Origin of the sequence: Corynebacterium tuberculostearicum (assembly GCF_022347385.1) — a bacterium.
GTDB lineage: Bacteria > Actinomycetota > Actinomycetes > Mycobacteriales > Mycobacteriaceae > Corynebacterium > Corynebacterium tuberculostearicum_M.
Map to the genome: position 1 here is coordinate 1 of NZ_JAKRDT010000018.1, position 25789 is coordinate 25789.

At 60.8% G+C, this 25789-nt stretch carries 25 protein-coding genes; 21 read left to right on the forward strand and 4 right to left on the reverse strand.

The features are described from left to right. Positions 1-291 precede the first annotated feature (291 nt). Positions 292-780, forward strand: a complete 489-nt coding sequence (locus MHK00_RS09600; RefSeq protein WP_250411549.1) for a hypothetical protein — start codon at positions 292-294, stop codon at positions 778-780. A gap of 99 nt (positions 781-879) precedes the next feature. Here MHK00_RS09600 and MHK00_RS09605 read toward each other — a convergent pair whose 3' ends face one another. Both MHK00_RS09605 and MHK00_RS09610 read right to left on the reverse strand, forming a co-directional pair. Beyond that, a complete protein-coding gene (locus tag MHK00_RS09605) occupies positions 880-2382 on the reverse strand; it encodes an FAD-binding oxidoreductase (protein WP_250411551.1) in 1503 nt (500 codons plus the stop codon). 11 nt (positions 2383-2393) lie between these two features. Then, positions 2394-3701, reverse strand: coding sequence for a class I SAM-dependent methyltransferase (locus MHK00_RS09610; protein ID WP_005322771.1), 1308 nt, complete (start codon positions 3699-3701; stop codon positions 2394-2396). 375 nt (positions 3702-4076) lie between these two features. Between MHK00_RS09610 and secY the strand changes: the two genes are divergently transcribed. The 12 genes from secY (at position 4077) to eccB (ending at position 13816) form a co-directional block, all read left to right on the forward strand. Further along, positions 4077-5402 (forward strand): preprotein translocase subunit SecY, encoded by a 1326-nt coding sequence (gene secY, locus MHK00_RS09615; RefSeq protein WP_005322770.1) that lies wholly within the window; start codon positions 4077-4079, stop codon positions 5400-5402. Next, on the forward strand, positions 5402-5947 hold the full coding sequence (locus MHK00_RS09620; protein WP_005322769.1) for an adenylate kinase: 546 nt from the start codon (positions 5402-5404) through the stop codon (positions 5945-5947). Before secY ends, MHK00_RS09620 begins: the two co-directional genes overlap by 1 nt. Positions 5948-5949: 2 nt before the next feature. Next, complete coding sequence (gene map / locus MHK00_RS09625) at positions 5950-6744, forward strand: type I methionyl aminopeptidase (protein WP_250411552.1); 795 nt, start codon at positions 5950-5952, stop codon at positions 6742-6744. A gap of 65 nt (positions 6745-6809) precedes the next feature. Beyond that, positions 6810-7661, forward strand: coding sequence for a L,D-transpeptidase (locus MHK00_RS09630; protein ID WP_005328012.1), 852 nt, complete (start codon positions 6810-6812; stop codon positions 7659-7661). A 263-nt stretch (positions 7662-7924) separates the two neighbouring features. Beyond that, entirely contained in the window at positions 7925-8143 is a 219-nt protein-coding gene (gene infA / locus MHK00_RS09635) for a translation initiation factor IF-1 (RefSeq protein ID WP_004566852.1), read from the forward strand. 183 nt (positions 8144-8326) lie between these two features. Continuing rightward, positions 8327-8695, forward strand: a complete 369-nt coding sequence (rpsM, locus tag MHK00_RS09640) for a 30S ribosomal protein S13 (protein ID WP_005322765.1) — start codon at positions 8327-8329, stop codon at positions 8693-8695. 3 nt (positions 8696-8698) lie between these two features. Beyond that, positions 8699-9103 carry a 30S ribosomal protein S11 gene (gene rpsK, locus MHK00_RS09645; RefSeq protein WP_005322764.1) on the forward strand — a complete coding sequence of 135 codons (405 nt, stop codon included), beginning with the start codon at positions 8699-8701 and terminating at the stop codon, positions 9101-9103. Between the two features lie 21 nt (positions 9104-9124). Beyond that, positions 9125-9730: a 30S ribosomal protein S4 gene (gene rpsD / locus MHK00_RS09650; protein ID WP_005322762.1), complete on the forward strand. Its 606-nt coding sequence runs from the start codon at positions 9125-9127 to the stop codon at positions 9728-9730. A gap of 114 nt (positions 9731-9844) precedes the next feature. Further along, positions 9845-10855 (forward strand): DNA-directed RNA polymerase subunit alpha, encoded by a 1011-nt coding sequence (locus tag MHK00_RS09655; RefSeq protein ID WP_005322760.1) that lies wholly within the window; start codon positions 9845-9847, stop codon positions 10853-10855. Positions 10856-10927: 72 nt separating this feature from the next. Further along, complete coding sequence (gene rplQ / locus MHK00_RS09660) at positions 10928-11425, forward strand: 50S ribosomal protein L17 (protein ID WP_005322759.1); 498 nt, start codon at positions 10928-10930, stop codon at positions 11423-11425. 136 nt (positions 11426-11561) lie between these two features. After that, on the forward strand, positions 11562-12455 hold the full coding sequence (gene truA / locus MHK00_RS09665; RefSeq protein ID WP_005328013.1) for a tRNA pseudouridine(38-40) synthase TruA: 894 nt from the start codon (positions 11562-11564) through the stop codon (positions 12453-12455). A gap of 74 nt (positions 12456-12529) precedes the next feature. Next, the gene (gene eccB / locus MHK00_RS09670) at positions 12530-13816 is read left to right on the forward strand and encodes a type VII secretion protein EccB (protein ID WP_150851298.1); all 1287 of its coding nucleotides are present in this window, start codon (positions 12530-12532) and stop codon (positions 13814-13816) included. On the opposite strand, the gene MHK00_RS09675 is transcribed toward eccB, so the two are convergent. Further along, a complete protein-coding gene (locus tag MHK00_RS09675) occupies positions 13806-14948 on the reverse strand; it encodes a S8 family serine peptidase (RefSeq protein WP_436232076.1) in 1143 nt (380 codons plus the stop codon). The genes eccB and MHK00_RS09675 overlap by 11 nt on opposite strands. Positions 14949-14953: 5 nt before the next feature. Continuing rightward, positions 14954-16381, reverse strand: a complete 1428-nt coding sequence (gene eccD, locus MHK00_RS09680; RefSeq protein WP_250411556.1) for a type VII secretion integral membrane protein EccD — start codon at positions 16379-16381, stop codon at positions 14954-14956. 154 nt (positions 16382-16535) lie between these two features. On the opposite strand from eccD, the gene eccCa reads away from it, so the two are divergent. The 8 genes from eccCa (at position 16536) to glmM (ending at position 25708) form a co-directional block, all read left to right on the forward strand. Beyond that, positions 16536-20255 (forward strand): type VII secretion protein EccCa, encoded by a 3720-nt coding sequence (gene eccCa / locus MHK00_RS09685; RefSeq protein WP_250411558.1) that lies wholly within the window; start codon positions 16536-16538, stop codon positions 20253-20255. Further along, on the forward strand, positions 20256-21392 hold the full coding sequence (locus tag MHK00_RS09690; protein WP_250411560.1) for a type VII secretion-associated protein: 1137 nt from the start codon (positions 20256-20258) through the stop codon (positions 21390-21392). 142 nt (positions 21393-21534) lie between these two features. Beyond that, complete coding sequence (locus MHK00_RS09695) at positions 21535-21849, forward strand: WXG100 family type VII secretion target (protein ID WP_005328030.1); 315 nt, start codon at positions 21535-21537, stop codon at positions 21847-21849. 69 nt (positions 21850-21918) lie between these two features. After that, positions 21919-22206, forward strand: a complete 288-nt coding sequence (locus MHK00_RS09700) for a WXG100 family type VII secretion target (protein WP_005322746.1) — start codon at positions 21919-21921, stop codon at positions 22204-22206. A 405-nt stretch (positions 22207-22611) separates the two neighbouring features. Next, complete coding sequence (rplM, locus tag MHK00_RS09705) at positions 22612-23055, forward strand: 50S ribosomal protein L13 (protein WP_204610199.1); 444 nt, start codon at positions 22612-22614, stop codon at positions 23053-23055. Next, positions 23055-23588 (forward strand): 30S ribosomal protein S9, encoded by a 534-nt coding sequence (gene rpsI, locus MHK00_RS09710; protein WP_204610198.1) that lies wholly within the window; start codon positions 23055-23057, stop codon positions 23586-23588. Before rplM ends, rpsI begins: the two co-directional genes overlap by 1 nt. Before the next feature lie 401 nt (positions 23589-23989). After that, positions 23990-24316, forward strand: a complete 327-nt coding sequence (locus MHK00_RS09720; protein ID WP_005322743.1) for a type II toxin-antitoxin system HicB family antitoxin — start codon at positions 23990-23992, stop codon at positions 24314-24316. Positions 24317-24364: 48 nt separating this feature from the next. Continuing rightward, entirely contained in the window at positions 24365-25708 is a 1344-nt protein-coding gene (glmM, locus tag MHK00_RS09725) for a phosphoglucosamine mutase (RefSeq protein ID WP_250411565.1), read from the forward strand. Positions 25709-25789 lie beyond the last annotated feature (81 nt).

Below are 25789 nucleotides of genomic sequence, written 5' to 3' on the forward strand. Positions count from 1 at the left end.
TGAACTACCAGCCCGAACCAACGACGCAAACCGCGCCACAACAGCAGAATCCGGAACCCATTTCGACTCCACACAATCACCTAACCCATGTCAGGTGTTTCCACGACCGCTAGAAATCAAGCATCCCAGTGCCGCTATATAACGCGGCGCCCGGGCTATGCGCGCCATTGGTGCTGAAAATAATTGACAGCAAACCTTTATTAATAAATAAGGCTCGGGGTATGGCGATTTATATTCACGAATGTTAGAGTCTCCCTTAGTTCAAAATCATCAAACGTTAAGGAGACTCTTATGTCGTCTATTTCTTCCCTGCTCGCCACCGCAATTGCTGCGATTATGCCGTTTGCTGGCTCTACCGGCCCAGTCGATGCTCAGGACCAGCTGTCCCAGCCTGATCCTGCTGAGACCACCCAAACCGCGCCGGCCGAGGCTGGCGAGCAGACCGCTCAGGACCAGCAGCCGGGTGCGCACGCTGAGAAGGGCCGTATTACCGGTGACAAGGAAGATGTCATCAACGGTGAGGGGGAAGGTGCCGACCAGGTCGATCCTGGCTTCAACGGCGGCAACCTGCAGAGCGGCAAGCTAGCCGTGCAGCGCGAGCTGGCGCTTGCTACCCAGGAGGCTGGCCACGAGTTCATGAACATCGAGTTTAAGGATGACCACTCCGCCCACCTGACCTTCCCGGAGACCTATAACCCGGACAAGGACGAGGCCGCTGTGCAGCGCGTCATGGATGCGCTGAAGGTTAACGGCTATGAGAACATCACCGCGGCATATTAGAGCGCGGTCGTCCTAGATAAGGGAAAAGGAAGAGGGTGGAACGCCTAGGAAGGGCGCTCCACCCTCTGTGCGTATCAGGCCGTGCGGGGTGGGGGAGGGCTAGGCCTCGTCCACGGTCTTTTCGTATAGCCCAGGGAAGCGGTCATCCGGGTCGGTAACCGCCTTAATAGTCGAAGGAAGGCTTCCACCGTAGAGCTCTTCAAACTTCTCCCGGGAATAGAAGGCCTCGGAGTAAAGGGACTTGTGCCCGCCTAGCTCGTTGACCTTGGATTCGATGACTTTATTGAACGCGCCATTATTCGGGGCGGATGGATCGACGTGGTCGCCGTCCACGCCGGACCAGAAGCCGACGTTGACCCAGGTCTGTCCGGGACGAAGGGGGTAGAGCGGCCATGGGTCTCCGGAGTCAGAGGCGATGTCGCCGGTGGCTACGAGCTCGTCCACGCCATCGCGCAGACGGATGGGGCACAGCCATACCGGCTGAATATCGGAGGCGTTAAAGAACCAGTGGAGGAATTCCGGCAGGTTCTCCGGTGTGACCTCAATATCCTGCACCACGCGCTCGGCGCGCGGCTTGCCGTGCGGCTTTTTGATGAAGTTATACTCCAGCTCGTACTTGCGGTCGAGGCGGACTAGCTTCCAATAGAAGGAGCTGCGGCGAAGCTCACGCGGCCACACCTTACGCACCTTCGGGTTCTGCGCACCAAAAGCGCGCGAGCACCAGAACCAGTCGGTATCCCAGCGCCAGATGTAATCCCGGATTGTGAGGCGATCGCGGCGGATGCCAGAGGCGTGCTGGAGGCTGCGGTAGTAAATCTTGTCCCGCGTGTAATCGGAGGTTGGGCCCTCTTCATCGGTAAAGCGGGCGAAGACGAGGTAGGCCTCGTCCTCGGAGAAGACCACGCCGTCGAGGCCGTGGACGGGCTCGCCGCGGTGGGTGTGGGAAGAGGCGACGTCGGCAAGCACGCGGCTTGCCTCCTCCACGGTGTGGAACCGCTCTTCGCGCAGCTCTACATAGGCGGGCACGGGTTCCAGCTCAATCTTGAGGCGCACCGCATAGCCCAGCGAGCCATAGGAGTTGGGGAACAGGCGGAAGAGATCGACGTTGTCTTCGCGGGAGCAGGTGAGAATCTCGCCGGTGCCGGTGAGGACATCCATCTCCAGCACGGACTCGTGTGGGAGACCATTGCGGAAGCTGGTGGATTCCACGCCCATGCCAGTTACCGCACCGCCCAAAGTAATGGTCTTAAGCTGCGGGACGACGAAGGGCATGAGGCCATGGGGCAGGGTGGCATCCACGAGGTCCTCATAGGTACACATGCCCTGCACATCGGCCGTGCGAGCAACTGGGTCGACCTCAATGACGCCGCTAAGGCCAGACACGTCGAGGCCCTCCTGCTCCTCGCTGCGGCTGCGGAAGAGGTTGGAGGTCTTCTTGGCTAGGCGTACGCGCTTTCCGGCCGGGACAGCACGGAAGCTCGCCAGCAGCTTATCGACGCCCTCCTGGTGCGCCTGCCACCCCACCGGCTCAATGGGCATGGCATCCACCGGCCGCGGCTGGGCGGCGGCGAGGCTTTCGCGCAGGTTATCAATGAGAGTCATGGCACCCCTCCTTAAAAGCGGCTATCTTCCCACCAGCGGCGCTCAGGCACGCCGGCGCGGGAGCCGGCCTCACCCAGCTTGACGCCGAGGAAGTGGTACAGGTTGATGATATTGCGCTCAAAGCCCCACTCGGAACCGGCCATATAAATGCCATAGAGGCGAGCGGTGGGCAGTCCTACGGTTGCGCAGGCCTCGTCCCAATTCTCCTTCAGATTCTCGCACCAATCATGCAGCGTGCGCATGTAGTCAAAGCGGAGGGACTCGGTGTGGATGACTTCGAAGCCATTGTCCTGCATCGCCTTGGTGACATTGCCGGAGCCAGTGAGCTCGCCGTCCGGGAAGATATAGCGGTCAATGAAGCCGCCCTTGGGGGTCTTGTGATTATCCGGGTAGGTGATGTTGTGGTTGAGCATCAGGCCACCGACCTTCAACTTGCCATGCAGGAACTTGAAGAAGTCGTTGTAGTTCTTCACGCCAATGTGCTCAATAATGCCGATGGCGGAGATAGCATCGAAGCCCTCTTCGGTGATATCGCGGTAGTCCATGAAGCGGACCTCCGCCAAGTCTTGGAGGCCTTCCTCCTCAATCTTGCGCTGGCCCCACTCGGCCTGTTCCTTGGATAGGGTGACGCCGACGGACTTCACGCCGCGGCGCGCCGCGTAGCGCACCATACCGCCCCAGCCGCAGCCCACATCCAAGTGTCGGTCGCCTTCCTTGAGGCGCAGCTTGTCAAAGATGAGGCGGTACTTATTCTCCTGCGCTTCCTCCAGGGTGGCATCCGGGGAGGGGTAGTAGGCGCAGGTGTAGGTCATCGAATCGCCCAAGAAGAGCTCGTAGAAATCATTGCCAACGTCATAGTGATCAGAAATGACATCGGCATCGCGCTGCTTCGAGTGCTTGGAAAGGCCGTCGTGTAGCTTGCGGCGCAACCAGGAAGCCCGCTCCACCTCAGGGACCGGCTGGATCTGGAAGGCGCCCATGGACGCTAGGGAACGAACAACGCGGGCCAGGGTCTTGGCATCCGGCTTCTGGAATTTGTCATACATGGCATGCAGCGCGTCAAAAATGCCATAGGGGTGGGCCGGGTGATCGCCATGCACCGTAATGCCGTCCGTGACATAAGCGCGCGCAAATCCCACGTCGCCGGGGTGGGTAGCGATAAAGGAGAGGCCCTCGAGGCTATTAATAGTCACCTTGTACTGGGCGTCTTCCGGTCCGGTCGCGGACCCATCGAAGGCCTCCCAGCGGAAGGGGTTGGGGCTAGGGACAAATACGTCGATGATCTCAGCAACGGTCATCGGCGTGAATTTCTTGCTCATAAGTACTTCTTTCGAAACATTTGGTTCACACCAATAACGGCCTCGAAGCGCGAAGGGCTGTGAGGTCGGAGATATTTCAGGAGAATTGCGTGTGTGCAATACCCCCTCATGGTAAACCCCAGATGCAAAACGCGCGAAAGGACAAGCAATCATGGTCACACTATTGGGTCTTAATGTGGCTATGCGGGGCAAGGCTGGTAGGGTAATGGGGTCATAAGTGTTCAACCGTCCCTGAAGGAAACCTGAATTTCCCCTAAGCTTTCTGGCGCAGGGGGTGCGGTTTCCTAGGGGTAGATGAGTTTCCACCTCCGTGAATGAATGCGAAACCCTCCCTAGATTTCGCGTTCGGCAGCGGTAGGCCAGGAGGATTTTGTAGTGTCCGCCATTGTCCAGGCTTTTAAGGATGCCGACCTACGTAAGAAGATCATCTTCACCATCGTGATGATCATCGCGTACCGCGTCGGTGCACAGATCCCGTCCCCGGGTGTTGACTATGCGTCTATTGCTGGCCGTTTGCGCCAGTTGACCGAGCAGTCCGGTGACCTTTACTCCGTCATCAACCTCTTCTCGGGTGGTGCGCTGCTGCAGCTGTCGATCTTCGCCATCGGCATCATGCCGTACATTACGGCGTCGATTATTGTGCAGCTGCTGACCGTGGTCATTCCCCGCTTTGAGGAATTGAAGAAGGAAGGCCAGTCCGGTCAGGCCAAGATGACCCAGTACACCCGCTACCTGACCCTCGCGTTGGCGTTGCTGCAATCCTCCGGCATTGTCGCGCTGGCAGACCGCGAGCAGCTGCTGGGCCAGGGTGTACAGGTCCTGGCAGCTGATCGTAACTTCTTTACCCTCATCGTCTTGGTCATCACCATGACCTCCGGCGCTGTGCTGGTGATGTGGATGGGTGAGCTCATCACCGAAAAGGGCATCGGTAACGGTATGTCCCTGCTCATCTTCGCTGGTATCGCAACCCGCCTGCCAACCGATGGTGTAAGCATCCTGCAGAACAATGGTGGACTCGTCTTCGCCATGGTCGTAGCCGGCTTGGTCATCCTGGTTGTTGGCATTACCTTCATCGAGCAGGGCCAGCGCCGCATTCCGGTGCAGTACGCAAAGCGCATGGTCGGCCGCCGCCAGTACGGTGGTTCCTCTACCTACCTGCCGCTGAAGGTCAACCAGGCCGGCGTTATCCCGGTCATCTTCGCTTCCTCCCTTATCTACATGCCGGTTCTTATTACCCAGATTGTGAACTCTGGCTCCCCCGGCACCCCGGATAACTGGTGGCAGCGCAATGTCATCGCGCACCTGCAGGCACCTTCCTCCTGGCAGTACATCGTGCTGTACTTCGTCCTGACCATCTTCTTCGCTTACTTCTATGTCTCGGTCCAGTACGATCCGGCAGAGCAGGCGGATAATATGAAGAAGTACGGCGGCTTTATCCCGGGTATTCGCCCGGGCCGTCCGACCGCGGAGTACCTTGGTTATGTGATGAACCGTCTGCTGTGCGTGGGCGCCCTGTACCTGGCAGTTATTGCCATCCTGCCGAATATCCTCTTGGATCTCGGCGTGGGCCGCTCCTCCGCCAGCGGCACGTCCGCCTTTGGTGGTACGGCCATCCTGATTATGGTCTCCGTCGCTTTGACTACGGTCAAGCAGATCGAGTCCCAGCTACTGCAATCCAACTACGAAGGACTACTTAAGTAATGCGTCTTGTACTTCTAGGACCTCCCGGTGCCGGCAAGGGCACCCAGGCAGCTATCCTCAGCGAGAAGCTAAACGTTCCGCACATCTCCACCGGCGACCTGTTCCGCGCCAATATCGGCGAGGGCACCCCGTTGGGTGTAGAGGCAAAGTCCTACATCGATGCAGGCAAGCTGGTACCTACCGACGTCACTGCCCGCATGGTCGAGGACCGCCTTAACCAGGATGACGCCAAGAATGGCTTCCTGCTGGACGGCTTCCCACGTACCACCGAGCAAGCAGACATCCTGGAGGAGCTGCTGGCTAAGAAGGGCGAGAAGCTCGACGGAGTTCTCAACTTCGAGGTCTCTGAGGATGTTGTGGTTGAGCGCATGATGGCCCGTGGCCGCGCCGACGACAACGAGGAGACCATCCGCACCCGCCTCGGTGTCTACCGCGAGGAAACCTTCCCGCTTATCGAGCACTACGGCGATGCCATCATCTCCATTAAGGCCGAAGGCACCGTGGAGGAAATCAACGCCCGTGCGATGGAAGCACTGGGTAAGTAAGCATGGCTTTTCGACGCCGCAGTAAGCGCATCCCCGCCCGCACCCCGGGCGAGCTAGACGCCATGCAGGCCGCCGGCGAAATTGTTGGCAAGGCACTGCAGGAAGTCCGCGCTGCTGCGGCGTCTGGCGTATCTACCCTCGAGCTGGATGCGGTGGCTGAGCAGACTATTCGCGATGCCGGCGCCTATCCCACCTTCAAGGGGTACGAGGGCTTCCCGGGCTCCATTTGTGCTTCCGTTAATGACGTCATCGTGCACGGCATTCCGGATAAGGAAACCATCCTGGCAGAAGGCGACTTGGTGTCCATCGATTGCGGTGCCACGCTGGACGGTTGGGTAGGCGATAGTGCCTGGTCCTTCGCAGTGGGCGAGCTGGATGCTGATGTCGCGGCCCTCAACAGGGCCACCGAGTATGTCCTTATGGAGGGCATGCAGGCTATGGTTCCGGGCAATCTGCTTACCGACGTCTCCCATGCCCTAGAGCAAGCCACCCGCCGGGCCGAGCAGAAGTTCGGCGTGGATCTGTTCATCGTGGATGGCTACGGCGGTCACGGCATCGGGCGAACCATGCACGAGGATCCTTACCTGGCCAATGAGGGACGCCCGGGCCGTGGCCCGCTGATCCAAGAAGGCTCTGTGCTGGCCATTGAACCCATGCTAACTTTGGGCATAGAGGATTCCGCCGTGCTAGAGGATGACTGGACGGTCGTTACCCTCGATGGCTCCTTTGCCGCTCACTGGGAGCATACGGTGGCCGCGACCGCCGATGGTCCCCGTATTCTTACCCGCCGCTACTGACATTTATTCCCCGATATTGCCTGTTGCACTAGGCATATGCCCCTGAAAGGTTTATACTCACAGCCATGTCTAAATTTAGCTTCCGCAAGATCCGTGCCACGGTTGCAGCGCCCGCAGTCGCTGGCGTGATGGCCTTGAGCACCACCGTTGCGGCTCCTGCCGCTTCCGCCCAGGAGATTCCGAACCTGGATCAGCTCAGCTCCAAGGCAAATTCCGACCTCGCTCAGTTCTCTTCCCAGTCCGGCTTGGACCAGCTCACCGCTGAGGCAAAGAAGCAGCTGGATAACTTCTACGGCCAATCCCGCGAGCAGGCCTGGAATACCCGCAACCAGATCCTGGACCAGGCAGAGAAGTTCTCTCCGGAACTGGCACCTAGCGTCCAGACCGCTGTGGACGGCGCCGTAGAATTCCTCTTCCCAGGCTTGATTGCACAGAAGAATGAGGAAGCGCGCAAGGCCCGCGAGGCCGCTGCTCGCGCCAACGCTGAGCGCGTCGCTGCTGAGAAGGCTCGTTCTGAGGCTGCGGCACGCAAGGCGGAAGCACAGCGTCGTGCTAACCAGTTCGACCGTGGCCCGTGCCCGGCCGATGCGAAGGTTTGTGTCGACCTCAATGGTCGACGCACCTGGCTGCAGGATGGCGGCAAGGTGTCCTACGTGTCCCCGGCAATGTCCGCCGGCATGCGCGGTCAGGAAACCCCGCGCGGCACCTTTCACGTTACCCGCAAGGTAGAGCATGAGATTTCCCGCGAGTTCAACAACGCGCCGATGCCGTACTCCATCTACTTCACCAATAACGGTCACGCCTTCCACTTGGATGACCCGGCTGTTGATTCCAATGGCTGCGTTCACCTTCCGCCAGACGCTGCAAAGCGCTACTGGGATAATGTACAGGTTGGCGATAAGGTCTTTATCTACTAAGGCCCGCGCTTAAGCGAAAGCCTCATCCCCCGAACCGGCTCCCGAGAAGGAGACCTGGTTCGGGGGATTTTGCTGGCTTAGGGTGAGTGGCGGGCGAGTGAGCGGGGCGTCGGAAAGCGCAGCGGTTTGGAAAACGTGTCGCTGCAGCGTATGCTGTTAAGTCGGTGTATAGCGTCAGCGAGGCTGGCGCGGATACGCCACCGCAGTAGACAACAAACATGCAGGTGACGGCGCACTTGTCCGTCGCCAGAAAAGTAGAGGTTATGGCTAAGGAAGGCGCAATCGAGGTAGAAGGCCGCATTATCGAGCCTTTGCCCAACGCAATGTTCCGTGTCGAGCTCGACAATGGACACAAGGTTCTTGCACACATTTCTGGCAAGATGCGTCAGCACTACATTCGCATCCTCCCAGAGGATCGCGTGGTTGTAGAGCTGTCTCCTTATGACCTGACCCGCGGACGCATCGTCTACCGCTACAAGTAAAGACAGTAAGCCTCCTCACCCAAGGGTGAACCTGTAGGTTCACCCTGTCCACCTCAGGCTACGGTGGCCTGAGCCCGCACTGGTAAGCAACCCAAGGATTCCCGGCACGGTCCGGGCGAAGCGTTGCATGGAGCGGGACGGATGGGGAGAAAACCGCCGTAACAACCCGAAAGGACACGCCATATGGCACGTCTAGCTGGTGTTGACCTTCCCCGCAATAAGCGCATGGAGGTCGCTCTCACCTACATCTACGGCATCGGTCCAACCCGTGCCAAGGAACTGCTAGAAAAGACTGGCATTTCTCCTGACCTGCGCACTGACAACCTGGATGATGACCAGCTGTCGGCGCTCCGTGACGCAATTGAGGCTACCTGGAAGGTTGAGGGTGACCTCCGCCGTCAGGTTCAGGCTGATATCCGCCGCAAGATTGAAATCGGAAGCTACAAGGGTCTGCGCCACCGCCGTGGCCTGCCTGTACGTGGCCAGCGCACCAAGACCAATGCGCGCACTCGTAAGGGTCCGAAGAAGACGATCGCAGGAAAGAAGAAGTAATTCATGCCTCCAAAGACTCGTTCCGGCGCGCGCCGTTCCGGCCGTCGCGTCGTAAAGAAGAATGTGGCCCTCGGCCACGCATACATCAAGTCCACCTTCAATAACACCATCGTCTCGATCACCGATCAGACCGGTGCTGTTATCTCTTGGGCATCCTCCGGCCACGTTGGCTTCAAGGGTTCCCGTAAGTCGACTCCGTTCGCCGCTCAGATGGCAGCCGAGAACGCTGCACGCAAGGCAATGGATCACGGCATGAAGAAGGTTGACGTATTCGTCAAGGGTCCGGGCTCCGGCCGCGAGACCGCCATCCGTTCCCTGCAGGCTGCAGGCCTCGAGGTTTCCTCGATCACGGATGCAACCCCACAGCCGCACAACGGCTGCCGTCCGACCAAGCGCCGCAAGGTTTAAGGGAAAGGAAGAGGTAAGAAAATGGCTCGTTACACTGGCCCCGCTACCCGCGTATCCCGCCGTCTTCGCGTCGACTTGGTCGGCGGCGATATGGCATTCGAGCGCCGCCCGTACCCACCGGGACAGGCTGGCCGCAACCGCATCAAGGAATCTGAGTACCTGCTGCAGCTCCAGGAGAAGCAGAAGGCAAAGTACACCTACGGTGTGCTGGAGCGTCAGTTCCGTCGCTACTACGCAGAGGCTAACCGCCTCCCGGGCAAGACCGGCGATAACCTGGTTATCCTGCTCGAGTCCCGCCTGGACAACGTAGTTTACCGTGCAGGTCTGGCACGCACCCGCCGCCAGGCTCGCCAGCTTGTCTCCCACGGTCACTTCACCGTGAACGGCAAGAACATCAACGTTCCTTCCTACAAGGTCACCCAGTACGACATCATCGATGTCCGTGACCGCTCCAAGAAGATGGAATGGTTCGAAGATGCTCAGGACGCCCTCATCGATGCCAACGTACCGGCATGGCTGCAGGTTGTTCCTGATACCCTGCGCATCCTCGTGCACCAGCTGCCCGAGCGCGCTCAGATCGACATTCCGCTGCAGGAGCAGCTCATCGTCGAGCTTTACTCGAAGTAAACTGTTATACCGCACGGCCTGTAATGGCCTGGCGGATAACCAGGAATCTTCAATCCCGAAGATTTTTACCCCTCTACCGGCGTCAAATAGCGGTCGCCGAAAAGGAGAATTTCAATGCTCATTTCCCAGCGTCCTCAGCTCACCGAGGAATTCATCGACTCGTCTCGTTCCAAGTTCGTCATTGAACCGCTCGAGCCGGGCTTTGGCTACACCCTCGGTAACTCGCTGCGTCGTACCCTGCTGTCCTCCATTCCGGGTGCAGCGGTAACCTCCATCAAGATTGATGGTGTTCTCCACGAGTTCACCACCATCAACGGTGTGAAGGAAGACGTTTCTGAGATCATCTTGAACATCAAGAGCATGGTGCTTTCTTCCGACTCCGATGAGCCGGTTGTTATGTACCTGAGCAAGGAAGGCCCGGGCGATGTCACCGCGGGCGATATCCAGCCGCCGGCTGGTGTGGAGATCCACAACCCGGATCTGCACATCGCTTCCTTGAATGACACCGCCAAGCTGGACATTGAGCTCGTCGTCGAGCGCGGCCGTGGCTATGTCCCAGCCGCTCCTACCTCCGGTGAGATCGGCCGCATCCCGGTCGACCAGATTTACTCCCCGGTCCTCAAGGTCTCCTACAAGGTCGAGGCAACACGTGTTGAGCAGCGCACCGACTTTGACAAGCTGACCATCGACGTCGAAACCAAGAACTCGATTTCTGCCCGCGACGCCCTGGCTTCTGCCGGCGGCACCCTGGTCGAGCTCTTCGGCCTGGCTCGCGAGCTGAACAACGCTGCCGAAGGCATCGAGATCGGACCCTCCCCGCAGGAGACCGAGTACATCGCTGCTTATGGCATGCCGATCGAGGACCTGAACTTCTCCGTCCGCTCTTATAACTGCCTGAAGCGTCAGGAGATCCACACCGTGGGCGAGCTCGCTGAATGCACCGAGTCCGACCTGCTGGATATCCGCAACTTCGGCCAGAAGTCGATCAATGAGGTAAAGATCAAGCTGGCTAACCTGGGCCTGGCTCTCAAGGACACCCCTGAGGACTTCGACCCGACCCAGCTCGAGGGCTACGACGCAGAAACCGGTGACTTCAAGGATCCGGCTGCCGAGGATTCCGAGTAAAGAACCCCGCTGACTTGCGGCAATAACCTAATTGCCGCGCGCTCAACTTTTACCGCATACGAGGAGTACACAATGCCAACCCCTAAGAAGGGTGCCCGTCTCGGCGGCTCCGCCAAGCAGCAGGCTCACATGCTGAGCAACTTGGCAGCCAGCCTGATCGAGCACGGCGCTATCAAGACCACCGATGCCAAGGCGAAGGTTCTTCGCCCGTACATCGAAAAGATCATCACCAAGGCTAAGTCCGGCACGATTGCTGACCGCCGCGCAGTCCTGAAGCTCATCCCGCGCAAGGATGTTGTTTCCTACCTGTTCGACGAGGTTGCCCCGAAGTTTGAGAACCGTGAGGGTGGCTACACCCGCACCATCAAGCTGGACAACCGCGCCGGTGACAACGCCCCGATGTCCCAGATCTCCCTCGTTCTCGAGGAGACCGTGACCTCCGAGGCTAACCGCGCTACCCGCGCTGCTGCATCCAAGGCCGCTGAGGCCGAGGAAGCTAAGGCAGACGAGGCTGCTGAGACCGAGGCACCTGCCGAGGAGACCGCAGCTGAGGAGTCCGAGGAGAAGTAATTTCCCTTCGGCCCTAGCGCTTCGCCGCCGCCTTTCCCCATCTGTGGGAGGGCGGCGGCTTTTTCATGTCCGCATCCCAGCAAGGGGGCGTTGCACGGCCGACCCAGCGCCGGTGGGGAGAAGATGCTCCGGTAGCATGAAGCCCACTATGACAGATGCAGCATCGACTTCCCCCGAAGGGCCGGCGGACGGGTTCGTTCGCCTGCGCTTGGACTTGGCTTATGACGGCACGGACTTTCATGGCTGGGCCAAGCAGAAGGGCGGTCTGCGCACGGTGCAAGGCGTATTGGAAGAGAAGCTGGCGATGATTGCGCGCACGGAGGTGCCGCTCACGGTCGCTGGCCGCACAGATGCCGGCGTCCATGCCCGTGGCCAGGTGGCGCACGTGGACGTTCCCACTGAGATGCTGGCGCAGCGCTCGGTGGCGGGGGAGCCGGGGAAGCTGGTGCGTCGGCTAGCAAAGCTTCTGCCAGAAGACGTTCGGGTACACGGGTGCGAGTTCGCACCCGCGGGCTTTGATGCGCGGTTCTCGGCGCTGCGGCGCCACTACGTCTATCGGATTACCACCAATCCGCGCGGCGCGCTGCCAACCCGTGCGCGGGATACGGCCGAGTGGATTAAGCCGGTGGATATCGATGCCATGCAAGAAGCCGCTACCGCCCTGGTGGGCCTGCACGATTTTGCGGCCTTTTGTAAGGCCAAGCCGAACGCCACGACCATCCGTGAATTGCAGGAATTTTCCTGGCGCGATGTTTCTACGCCCGAAGAACCGGAGCTTTATGAGGCCCGCGTGAGTGCCGATGCTTTTTGCTGGTCGATGGTGCGCTCGTTGGTGGGTTGTTGCCTGCGCGTGGGCGAGGGGCGGCGCGATACCGACTTCGCCGCGGCACTGCTGCAGGAGACGAAGCGCTCTTCCAGCATCCCCGTGGCCCCGGCAAAGGGACTCTCGCTCGTCGCCGTTGACTACCCAGCGGCGGACAAGCTAGCCGCGCGCGCCGAGGTCACCCGCGAAAGGCGCAGCGCTGACTAACGCCCAAGTGGCAGCGGTCGCCTACCTGGGATAGCCTGTGTGCTGGGTGTACACAGACTTTTCGGGGGAAAATCATGGCACGTCCGCTGCCTACTACCAAGGCCCAGGTATCGGGTCATAAATTCTTGCGCCGCCGCGTCGAGCATGGGCTCGTCTTAGGCGATATCCGCATGATTCACGATCCTTTGGCTAGGCGCCGCAAAGCGCTCCTTTTCGGCGGGGTCGGCGTCGCCTTCCTTGCGGTGGGCTCTGGCATGTTGGCCTGGCTGCAGCCGAGCCCGCAGCCGGGTGATGCGCCGATTGTGCGCTCGGAGCAGGGCCAGCTCTTTGTGGATGTCAATGACACCTACCACCCGGTTTTCAACCTGGCTTCGGCGCGCATTATCGCCGGGCAGGCGGCCGAGGCGCAGACCATTGGGGATGAGCACCTGCAAGAAGCGCTACTGGGCTCACCGGTGGGTATCTCGGATGCCCCTGGGTACCTCGCGGCGGCAGGCGAGAATCCCCAAGAGCGATGGGCAGCGTGTTTGGCCGGCAAGGATGAGGCGCCGTCTACAGATAACCCGACCAGCATTGGCGGTCACCAGGTAGCGTCGCAGGAGGTTATTGTCCTTGCCGAGCCCGAGCAGAAAAGCCTCGGTGAGGAGCGCGCCGCACTGGTGGAATCCGAGGGCACGCAGTGGCTTGTCACCCAGGAAGGCCGCGTGGCGCTGCCAGATCCCTCCAGCACCGAAGGGCGTGTCGTGCGTCGGGCGGTGGGCGTGGACGATAGTACCCACACTTGGCCCGTGCCACCCGAGCTGCTCAATGCCTTTGCGGAGCTGCCACCGCTGAACTTTCCGGCCGAACCACCCGAGGTCGTCGATACCGGCCAAGGTTTGTGGGCGCGTACGTCCGAGGGCGTAGCTGAGCTCACGCCTACGCAGGCGGAGATACTCACAGGCGTGGGTGCCAAGGAGACAACAGCCACGCCGCAGGAGATCGCCGCGCTTGCCGACGCCCCCTTAAACCTCAACCTTCCCTCCACGTCCTTCCGCTTCCTAAGCCCGGACGATGGCTGGATGTGTGCTGCTAACGAGGGCGGCGGGGTAGTGGTACCTGCCCAAGCGGGCACTGTCGCCTTGGCAGGTGAGTCGGTGGCCCATCGCTTTGGTGGGCTCAACGCTGGTGGCGTAGGCGTAGACAGCGGCCATGGCTATCACGTGGTCTCACCCACGGGGCAGCGGCACGAGGTCAAGGACAAAGAGACTTTGGAAGCCCTTGGCACCGGAGTGGGCGCGCAGGTGCCGTGGGAGATCCTGCGGTTGCTGCCGGAAGGCTCCGCGCTCAACCGTGAGCAGGCGCTGCAGGTTAGTTCTTAGGCCGCAGCCCGCGCCACACCGCCCACGCAGCAAGCGCCAGCGCTAACCCACCCAGCACCCAGGCACTGCGTGTGGGGGCGCGCGAGTCGACTTCGTCGGCGGGGTGGATGGTCATAGCTCGGGTATCGACGCCCGGGCCCGCTTCCACGTGGGTGAGCACGGTGAGCGGGTCGATGAAGCCGTGTCCTGGCTCCGCGGCGTCCTCCAAGCGTTTGCGGAGGGCGGCCGGGCTATCGTCTGGAAAGCGCTGTGCCAAGAGGGCAGCGGTGCCGCTGACCACCGGCGCGGCAAAGGAGGTGCCATGGAACTGCGCCGTTCCGTCTGTGCCTTCCTTACCATCGGCCCATCCACCCGCGGGGTTGAGCGCTAGCGGAATGAATCCTTGCGCAGCAAGCTGAGGGCCGTCAGCCGAATTCAGCGAATAGTCAGCGAGTTCGTGTGAATCCGCGAGGGCGCTTACTGAGAGCACCGTAGGCGAATCCGCCGGAAAGACGCGGTCACCCATCTCACAGCTGCCAGAGGACGCATTGCCGGATGCAGCGATCACCACGGCGCCGGAGTCTTCCGCATGCGCTAAAGCACGATCCAATCGGGAAGTATCGACCTGCGCGGCCACATCCGGCGGGACACAGGAGACAACGGAGATGTTGATGACGCGGGCACCGGCAGCGGCGGCGTCATCGATGGCGCGGGCCAAGGTGTCCAGCGATCCGGTGGTACTGTCTTCCGCTTCCTGGCGATAGTGCGCGCTGGTCTGGCGCACAGCGTAGATTTCTGCACGCGGGGCGATACCGATATCATGACTGGCGATGACACCGGCCACGACGGTGCCGTGCAGGTCGCAATCGCGATGCGGCTCTGGTTCCTCCGGCGCGACAAGATCCGCGCCACTGCTGAGATGCCGCAGTTGGTCGTGACGGGCCACGCCAGTATCGATAACGGCTACTTTGACGCCTTCCCCGGTAGCAAAGGAATGTAGACGGGCCCGGTAGTCTAGCTGATCCTCGCTTGGTTGGGGCGAAAGCGGTGAGGAATGCGCGGCGGCGCATTCGCGGTCCGGTTCGCGCGCGGCCGCGTAGGGAGCAGCGGTCAGTCCTGCCGCGAATGCAACTACTAATGCGGTGGGTAGCACGCGCATTATCCGAGCCCCCTAATGAGCACGAAGATACCGGCTAGGTGTGCGGCCAGCGGCAAGCTAGCGGCAATGGCCAGGGATTCTACGCGCTCAAACCACGCGATGGTGGTGGGCTCGAGCCCCGCCACCTTGGGCGCCCACAGCGGGGCGCTCAGCATGGCGAGGAGAACCAGGCAGGCAACAAGGATTGGTGCCCAGGCATCGGCAAGCCCAGAATCCGCTACCGTGTGGGTAGCGCACAAGCATGTAGCGAGACAGGCGGTCATCGCCAGCAGCATCAGGGCCCAGCTAGCCAACGCACGACCGTGCCGGGCGGCATGCATAACGACGGCACCCGCGGTGGTCACGCAGAGTGCTTGGACGAAGCCCGCGCCGGTGTGCTCAGCACCAAAGAGCACCGCAACGTACTCGGCGAGAGAGTCGGGCGCGCCGTTAGTCGGCGCCAAGGCCGGACCACTGCCCGTCAGCGAGAGGGAAATAAGGGCCGGAATGAGACAGAGTGCCAGCCCACAGCACATTCCCTCATAAGCGCTGCCGGCGCGCCGGGCACGGATATCGACATCCGGCTGGACGGCATCCGAAACAGCGAGGTCTTGGCCGGCCGTGGGCAGCTGCGGGACTTTGAGCCCAGCGGTGGCGACGGTCAGTGCAGGAGCTGCGGCCAGCAGGATTATTCCGGCGATCACCACGCAGGCGGCAGCCGCCGTACCGTGGCTGCCCTGGAGACCCGTACCTGGTCCGGGCAGCAGGTAGCCCAATGCCGCGACCAACGACAGCACCGAGACGGTGAGTGCCACGGCGGTAGTGCGAACCGTGCTCAACCCGGTGACATGGCAGGCAAGCAGCACGATGAGGAGGGCGACGCAGGCGGTGAGTGCGGCAAAGGGGGCTTCGCCAAGCGAGGGCGAAATCACCACCCAGCCACACGCCATGCCGGCCACCAGGCTAAGGTGCACCAGCGATAGGGCCCGGGTCCACAAGGCGAGCAATAAGGCTCCAGCGGTCAACGCCGCCCACGCCGCGAGGGGAAGGGTGCTAACCCACACTAGGACGAAGGCGGCAAGCATTCCTGCCCATGCCCAGACGGTGGGAAGGGCGGCGGTAGTATCCTCCTCAGCCTCGGCGGCGAGCGATTCCGCCGCATCCCGAATCACCGGTGCAGGCCGGCGCTCGCGCGGACTAATAACCAGGATGGAGCCTTCCGTGAGCGCAGTGGCAGCCAATGGGGCGGTGAGATCGATGGCGCGGCCGGAGGCTGTGCTCGCGCGCCAAGGCTCAGAAATGGTGGGCGCATCCACCAAGTCAGTGATTTCCGCCAAAAGCTCTCCCACGCTGGAGCTTAGCGGTAGCGCCACGTCCGCCTCCTTGTGGAAAGCGCCGGCATGAATGCGAACGGTAAGGCGCAAATGATGCGCCGTTGCAGTAGTCATGATGTCCCCCGAAAAATGTATGGATTGTGGGCGTCCCCCTTGCCCAATGCCACATATTGTGGCTTACTAGTGGCGACGTGTCCACCGCAGCGCGGGGAATCTTGGCAGGGGGCCAAGGGCGCTTGGCGCGTGGCTCGGGGGAGGTTATTTAGGCATGCTTGGGATCGGGGATACCCGCGTCATTGAGCCGTTGACCATGCCATTGCGGGATGCTGCGCCGCCGCTGCCCACCGGCAGCATCGAGGCCGAGGAGGTCCCGGAAGCGGTGCGTCCACAACCGGTGCCGCTGGTGCGGCTGCTGCTTCCGGTGGTGATGATTGCGGCGATGCTCGGCATGGTCGCCCTCATGGTGTTAGGCGCTGGGGAATCCCGGCAGATTAGCCCGATGGCCTTGATGTTTCCATTGATGATGCTGGCGAGCATGGCCATGATGTTTGGGCCCAATAACAGCGGGCAGGACCCGGATGAAACCCGGCGCACTTACCTGCGCCACATCAAAGCGTTGCGAGAAAAGGCGCTGCGCAATGCCTCGGCGCAGCGTGCACATGAAAGTTATCGCCACCCGGCACCGGTGGAACTCAGCACTCTAGTCGGCTCGCGCCGTATGTGGGAGCGTGGCCCGGATGACTCGGACGCCCTCGAGGTACGCGTGGGAACTGGACCAACGACTTTGTGCACCCCCATCAACGTGCCGGATTCGGGCGCCACGGAAGACTTGGACCCGGTGTGTGCGGTGAGCATGCGCCAGACCATTAAGGCGGTGGGCACCGTTCCCGATATGCCGGTAGTTATCCAACTGCAGGCCTTTCGCTTCTTGTCCGTGTCCGGAATGGCGTCGACTCGGGGCGAAGAGCCCGCAGATCCCTCCCGCGATATGGTGCGCGCAATGGTGCTGCAGATGGCGTTGGCGCATGGCCCGGAAACCTGCGGTATCGAGGCCATCGGTGGCCAGTGGGAGTGGCTGAAGTGGCTGCCCCATGCGCGCACACCGGAAAAGGCGCGCTTTCGCATCCTCATCGTCGATGGTGTGCTGACCACGGGAACCGAAGACTTCTTCCACGATAATTCCTATACCACCATCATTGAGGTCGGTGGGGCGCCGTCTTCGGCGCTGGGGGTACGCGCCGAGCACGAAGGACTAAGCCTCGTGGCAGGGGAGCAGCTGCAGGTGGTCACCGCGGCAGGGGTGGAAGACCTTGGTTCTCCCGACGGAATGAGTACGGCCGGCGCGACATTGCTCGCGCGCAGTATGGCCTCCTACCGCCGCCCCGATAGCACTTCAGGCAGGCGCGGCAGTGACCTTATGGGCCTTCTGGGCTATCGCGATGTGGAAGAGCTAGCGGCCAGTGGCATGTGGCATGGCCGGGAGGGCTCGGCGCGTCTCATGGTGCCCATCGGCATCGATACGGTGGGCCAGCCCGTCACGGTAGATCTCAAGGAATCTGCCCACGGCGGTATGGGCCCGCACGGCCTGTGCATCGGTGCGACCGGCAGCGGCAAGTCGGAGCTGCTGCGCACCCTTGTCACCGCGCTGGCGGCTACCCATAGTCCGGACGAGCTTAACCTCGTGCTCGTGGATTTCAAGGGCGGCGCGACATTCTTAGGATGCGACCGCCTGCCGCATACCTCCGCGGTGATTACCAACCTGGAGGAGGAATCTACTCTGGTAGAGCGCATGTATGATGCCATCTCCGGCGAGATGAACCGCCGCCAAGAGCTGCTGCGCACCGCCGGAAACTTTGCCAATGTCGGCGAGTACAACGCTTCTGCCACCGCCGTGCGTGAGCACGGGCCGCTTCCGGCCTTGGTCATTGTGGTCGATGAGTTCTCGGAGCTTTTGGGCCAGCACCCGGATTTTGCGGAACTCTTCGTCGCCGTCGGCCGCTTGGGGCGCAGTCTCCACGTGCACCTGCTTTTGGCCTCCCAAAGGCTCGAAGAAGGCCGCTTGCGGGGGTTAGATTCCCACTTGTCCTACCGAATCGGCCTGAAAACCTTCTCCTCAGCGGAATCCCGCCAGGTCTTGGGCGTGACCGATGCCTACCACCTGCCTGGCCAGCCCGGCGCGGGCTACCTCAAATCCGATGCCGAGGCCTTGACCCGCTTCCAAGCTTCCTACGTGTCCGGGCCCCTGCCGCGCCGGGCGCTTGCCGACGCCTCCCTGGACCACCCCGCAGCCTCCCGCGGCCGCGTGCAGCTCTTTGATGGCTGGTCCCAGGAAGAAGACAATGCTAGCGCTGCAGTGGTTCTCGATGACTCCACCACTGTGCTTACCGAGGTCGTGCGCGCCGCGGCGGAAGAGGCCCACCTGCGCGATCAATCGGCGCACCGCATTTGGTTGCCGCCGCTACCGCCGGTTATTGAGCTATCCGCGTTGCCAGGGCTTTCCGGTGCAGATGACGCGGGTGCAACCGCGCCTGCGGCGGACCAGGGACAGCTGCGCGCGCCCATCGGCATTATCGATAGGCCGTATTACCAACGCCAGGATGAGTTGATTATTGATTTCACCCAGCACGGCGGACACATGGCCCTGTGTGGTGGCCCGCAGTCCGGTAAGTCGAGTGCGCTGCGCACGATCGTCTCTGCGCTAGCTCTACGGCATGATCCGCAGGCGGCACGCTTCTACGTCATCGATCTTGGCGGCGGTCAGCTAGCATCCCTGGAGCGACTGCCCCACGTGGCCGGAGTTGCCGGGCGCGAGGAGGGCGAAAAGGTACGGCGCATCGTCGACGAAGTAGCTGGGTTTATCCGCCGTCCAGAACGGTGCGCAACCTTCCTTGTCATTGATGGCTGGCACCACATCGGTACCTCGAATGCGGAGTTTGAAGACATAGCGGAGAAGGTTACCGAGATCGTCGCCGATGGCGCCTCCGCCCACGTGCACGTCATCATTGCCACTTCGCGGTGGACCACGATGCGCCCCGCTATCCGCGATCTCATTGCCAACCGCCTCGAGCTGCGCCTAGGCGAGGCCTTGGATTCGCTCATCGACCGCAAACTACAGCAAAAGCTCCCCAGCGCGCCGGGCCGCGGGCTCACCTTGACGGGTGAGAATATGCTCTTAGCTCGCACCTCCAACCAGGACATCGCTCACATCTGCCGCGTTCATGCGGAGGCTCAGCCGGTTCCTCAGCTCAAGATGCTGCCCGCCGTGCTTACCCCGGCCGCCCTCGCAGCTCAAGGGGATGTGCCCACCGGCGAGATTGCCTGGGGCATCGGCGGGCGCGACCTCGATACGCTGACGTGGAATCCATCGCGCGAGCCGCACCTAGTGGCCATAGGCGCGCAGGGCTGCGGCAAATCCACCTTCTTGGCGCAGATCATGTGCGGCATTAGCGCCTTTGCGCGGGAAGACGCCCGGCTCGTGGTCATCGACCAGCGCCGAGCCCACCTGGGAACCTTGGACCAGAACATGGTTGCGGCGTATGCCGCGACGCAGTCGAGTGCGCAAGAGACCATTGTCGATACAGTCCGGACCCTGGAATCTCGCCTGCCTGGCCCGGACATTACCCCGGCGCAGCTCGCCGCACGAGATTGGTGGCAGGGCCCAGACATTTACCTAGTCATCGATGATGCGGACCTGCTGAGCGATATCGCTCTCTCGCCGCTATTGGAGTTGCTTCCCCATGCCCGCGACATTGGCCTGCACCTTGTTATCGCTCGCAAATCCGGCGGCATCGGCCGTGCCCTCTTTGGCCAATTCTTTTCCGCGGTGCGCGATCTGCAGCCGGCGCTGCTGCTTTTCGACGCCGACCGCGACGAAGGAACCATCTTCGGACTCAAGCCCTGCCACCAACCACCCGGCCGCGGTCAGTGGAGCATCCGCGGTGAAAACCTCGGCGTCGCCCAAGCGGTGTACCTAGAAGGAGAGAAGTAAATGACCACCAATCTCAGCGCGAATGCGCCAACCGACACCCCTATCCCTACTGGTGGGGAGACCACCGCCAGCCCCATTACCGTCACCATCCTGGATGCGGCCACCATCTTTGAAGGGCCCGAAACGGTCTACCGCTATGACCTGCCGGGAACCGGCATTGTGGAAGGCTGGGCCTTAGGCCAAGTCATGGATCAGATATCCAAGATGGCGGGATCGTCCTGGCCCGACGTGGAAGCCTGCGTGGTGGCAGATTCTTCCGGCACGGGCATTGCGCAGGAAGCCACCACCATCATCTGCCGGCAATTGGAAGTCACCGGGGTGCGCCTCATCGACCCAGAACCAGCCATTTCCCCGCTAGCGGCCCCGGACCCACTCGGTCCGCCTCCTCAATCGGTTCCTGAAGTCAGGGATTCAGTCACGGATTCGGCGCCTCCCACTACGGTGATGGAGGCGCCTGCCTACGACGAGCCACTAACCCCACGTTGGACCGACCGCCTGCGCGGTTGGCTCGGAGCCATCGATATCTTTCATGTGGCAATTGCCGTGGTCATCATCGCCGTGGCTGGGGCTTCTTGGTGGGCCATCGGTGCCCAAGCTTCAGACGATGACGACGCCGCTTCGGATACCGCGCACCCGCAACCCCGCGCTGCCGAGCCAAGCGGCGATGGTGCGGCGGAGTCCGCGCCGGCCTCCCCGCAACCGGGAATGCCAGGCGCGTCAGATTCCGGCAGCGACGAATTGAACCCAGGCGAAAAGCGCTTAGACGTGGAAGGAATGTCAGTAGTAGTCCCCAGTGGGTTCCACACCAAGGTAGAAGATGGTCTGGTCACCGCCACCGGGAAAGACCCGAACCTACGCATCCTGCTGGCGGCGGATGAGATGTTTAACGTGCCGGCGGATGCCCTGTTCAAAGAAATTCACGCGCAGGTCGACGAAGATCCGACGCTTCGCGATGCCACCGATGAGGCAGGGCGCCTGACCTATACCGAAGACCCCGGGGACGGCTCCTTGGTGGAATGGACCACTTGGGAAGACCGAGGCCACCAGATGTCCGTGGGGTGCCATACCCGGCATAACTCCAACGCCGTTCAAAAGGCTGCCTGCCGCATGGCCACGGAAAGTCTGGTTAAAAAATAGTCTCAAAAACTTTCCCTCAGCCGGGAACCGTTTGGCGGAAAGTTCAGTCCAATAAAAGTGAGAAAGCACAGATGCGAAGCACAGCTGCTTTTTCGGGGGAAATACACACAATCTCATCCGCCCTAAGGAGGGGCGCACTCTTATGTCTCAGACTTTCAAGACACAAGCCGATGTCATGGTTGCCACCGCTGGCAAAGTCGATAACACCAACGATGAAGTCCAAGGCGAGCTCACCCGCCTGCAGGGCGTCGTCGACTCCGTCCGTGGCAGCTGGGTTGGCCAGGCGCAGGTCTCCTTCGATGACCTGATGCAGCGCTACAACACCTCTGCACAGCAGCTGCGCGAGGCCTTGGCCTCTATCTCTGACAATATCCGCAGCAACGCCCACAACTTCGACAACGTGGAAGCAGAAAACACCCAGGCCTTCTCCAACGTGGGCGGCGGCCTCGCCCTCTAAACCGCTCCGCACAGTTCACTACTCCGCAGCCCAAAAGCTATAGATTCACAGAAGGGAATCCACCACCACATGTCCGAGATCAAGTACGAATTCGGTGCCATTTCTTCCGCCGCAGCCGATATCAACGCCACCTCTGGTCGCATCAACAGCACCTTGGCAGACCTGAAGGCGCGCCTACAGCCGATGGTAAGCACCTGGGAGGGTGAGTCCGCCGTGGCTTATAACCAAGCGCAGGCGAAGTGGGATAAGGCATCGCAGGAACTCAACACCGTGCTCGCCACCATCTCCAAGACGGTTTCGCAGGGCAACGATGCAATGAGCGACGTCAACCGTCGCGCCGCCGCAAGCTGGGGCTAAATCCACACCCTGATTGCACGGTTCCACGCTGTCCCCGTCGGAGCTGCGGTGCCACTGACCACACCCGCGTGGCAGGAGGCGGACGCAGCCGCAGCCTTGGCCACGAAACCAGCGTGGCTACTCCTTTTCTAGCTCTATTCTCTTGCAATCTCTTCCACTCTTTGAAGTCGTACCTTTCTAGTCCGTACCCACGAACCGGCACCTCTCGTTTGAGCCGCGGAAGGTGCCGGTTTCGGTGTTTTGGTCTTTGGGCAGGTGAGCAAGTAGGGTAGGAAACCTATGTGTTCGCTCGTCGGCAAGCAGCTGGCGAAGCGCTCCCTGCAGGTCTCCACCGGCCGCTGTACGGGAGTGAATGGATGCTTAGCGCTGGCCGGCAGTTCCGAGACAGACTTTCAAGGAGTCAAATTGTCTACTTTCCACCCAAAGAGCGGTGACATCACCCGCAAGTGGTACGTCATCGACGCTACTGATGTGGTGCTGGGCAAGCTCGCTTCCACCGTTGCAGACCTGCTGCGCGGCAAGCACAAGCCACAGTTCGCACCGAACGTTGATGCTGGTGACCACGTCATCATCATCAATGCTGACAAGATCCACGTTTCTTCCGTCAAGCGCGGCCGCGAGATGCGCTACCGCCACTCCGGTTACCCGGGCGGCCTGAAGTCCATGACCCTGGGTCAGTCTTTGGACGCCAACCCGGTTCGCGTTATCGAAGAATCCGTTGCCGGCATGATGCCGCACAACAAGCTCTCCCGCGCTTCCATCAAGAAGCTGCACGTCTTCGCAGGCGAAGAGCACCCGTACGCCGGCCAGAAGCCGGAAACCTTCGAGTTTAAGCAGGTGGCACAGTAATGTCTGAGCAGAACATCGACAACAACGTAGCCGACGCTGCTGACATCGCTGCAGCAAGCGCCGCTACCGAAGAGTTCACCAACACCATCGGTGATTCCATCGCACCGGCCGAGACCGAAGAGGTCGAGGCTGCCGCTCCGGTACACGAGGGCCCGATCCAGACCGTCGGTCGCCGTAAGCGCGCCGTCGCACGTGTTCGCCTCGTTGCTGGCTCCGGCCAGATTGTGGTTAACGGCCGCGAGTTCGGCGAGTACTTCCCGAACAAGCTGCACCAGCAGGATATCCTCACTCCGCTGACCCTGCTGGAGCGCGAGAACCAGTTCGACCTCAAGGTCACCGTCAACGGTGGCGGCCCGACCGGTCAGGCTGGCGCCCTGCGTCTGGCTATCGCTCGTGCACTGAACATCTACAACCCGGCTGACCGCACCGCCCTCAAGAAGGCTGGTCTGCTCACCCGAGATGCTCGTGCAGTTGAGCGTAAGAAGGCTGGTCTGCACAAGGCACGTCGCGCACCGCAGTACTCCAAGCGTTAATCTCGCTTATACTGCGCGCGCAAGCGCTACGCAAAGCCGCTGCTTCCTTTGGGAGGCGGCGGCTTTCGTCGTTTTGAGCTTCGGCAGAGGAGGATGACACCTCTGCATGATAGTACTATATGTGGTACTGATTAATTGTGGGTAGCAGCGTAGAAGAAATCTTGGCCAAAATGAAAAGAAGCCCAGTGAACATAGCTTTTTCGGATCTAGTAAGTGTGTGTGACTATTTTTTTGAGCGAAGAAGCAGCAAAGGTACGTCGCACAGAACTTATAAGACGCCATGGCGTGGAGATCCCCGAGTGAATATTCAGAACGCGAAAGGCAAAGCGAAAGCTTACCAAGTTCGCCAAGTTCTTAAAGCGGTGCAAAAACTACAAACCGAGCAAGAAAGAAAATAAAAGATGGACGTCAGCAAATACACCTATCAAGTCTTCTGGTCTGAAGAGGATAATGAGTTTGTGGCGACGGTTGCCGAGTTTCCTTCACTATCGTGGCTGGATTCTGACCGTAGCTGTGCAGAGCAGGAACTTCTGAAGTTGGTTGCGGAAGTAGTAGAAGATATGCAGGTGTCTGGGGAAGTCATCCCACAACCGTTGGGGGCTCGGTCATATTCGGGAAAATTCAACGTTCGAACCTCTCCGTCGCTGCATCGCAAGCTAGTGATGGAAGCAAGGACGGAAGGAATTTCACTCAACGCCTTGATAAACCAGAAGCTTGCCTCCGCCTAAACCGCCCCAACATGCAATCGATGGGCACAGGAGTGCATAATTGATTGCATGACTCGACTTTTTGGAACCGATGGCGTTCGCGGCCTCGCGAACAAGAAGCTGACCCCAATTCTGGCCTTGCAACTAGGCCAGGCCGCTGCGGAGGTATTTACCGCCAAGCGTGAATCCTATGAGCGCCGGCCGCTGGCCATTATTGGCCGCGACCCGCGTGTTTCTGGCGAGATGCTGGATGCAGCGATTGCGTCCGGGCTGGCTTCCCGCGGCGTGGACGTGGTGCGCGTGGGCGTGCTGCCGACGCCGGCGATTGCCTACTTGACGGATGATTATGGCGCGGATCTCGGCGTGATGATTTCCGCTTCCCACAACCCGATGCCAGACAACGGCATCAAGTTCTTCTCCGCAGGCGGTAAGAAGCTGCCGGACGAGGTAGAAGATCAGATTCAGGCCACCATGGAAAACCTCACCGAGGATGGCCCGACCGGCACCAAGTTGGGCCGCATCATCTCGGAGGCCCCGGACGGACGCGAGCGCTACCTCAACCACTTGAAGGAAGTGGTCTCCACCGACCTCAGCGGCATCAAGGTGGTCGTAGACACCGCCAATGGTGCGGCCTCCAAGGTTGCTCCGATCGCCTATGAGGCGGCTGGTGCAGAGGTTATTGCTATCCACAACAAGCCGAATGCCTTCAATATCAATGAGGACTGCGGTTCGACGCACATTGAAAAGGCACAGGCGGCCGTCGTCGAGCATGGCGCCGATCTGGGCCTGGCCCATGATGGCGACGCCGACCGTTGCCTGGCTGTGGATGCCGAGGGCAATGTTGTCGACGGTGACCAGATTATGGCGCTGCTGGCCGTAGGCATGAAGGAGGATAATGACCTGCGCTACAACACTCTTGTAGCAACCGTCATGTCTAACCTGGGCCTGAAGCTAGCCATGCAGGAGCAAGGCATCGAGGTGCGCCACACCGCAGTAGGCGACCGCTACGTGCTGGAAGAGCTTAACCGCGGCGATTTCTCCTTGGGCGGCGAGCAGTCTGGCCACGTCGTGTTGCCAGATGATTGCACGACTGGCGACGGCACGCTTACTGGCCTGTCCATCATGGCGCGCATGGCTAAGTCCGGGAAGTCCCTAAAGGAATTGGCATCGGTGATGACCGTGCTGCCACAGGTGCTCATTAACGTGCCGGTTTCTGATAAGGGTGTCATCATGGACGCCCCTGAGGTACAAGAAGCCATCGCCCAGGCCGAGGAGGAACTCGGCGAAACCGGCCGTGTTCTGTTGCGCCCCTCCGGCACTGAGGAGGTTTTCCGCGTCATGGTGGAGGCCGCCGATAAGGAGCAGGCCCGCAAGGTTGCCGGGAGGCTTTCCGCCATCGTTTCCTCGGTCTAGCGCAACCGCCGGGTGCGGAAGAATTTTGGCATCCTAGGGAACCATTTGGCGCAATCCCCAGTCCAATGAAGGTGAGAACTT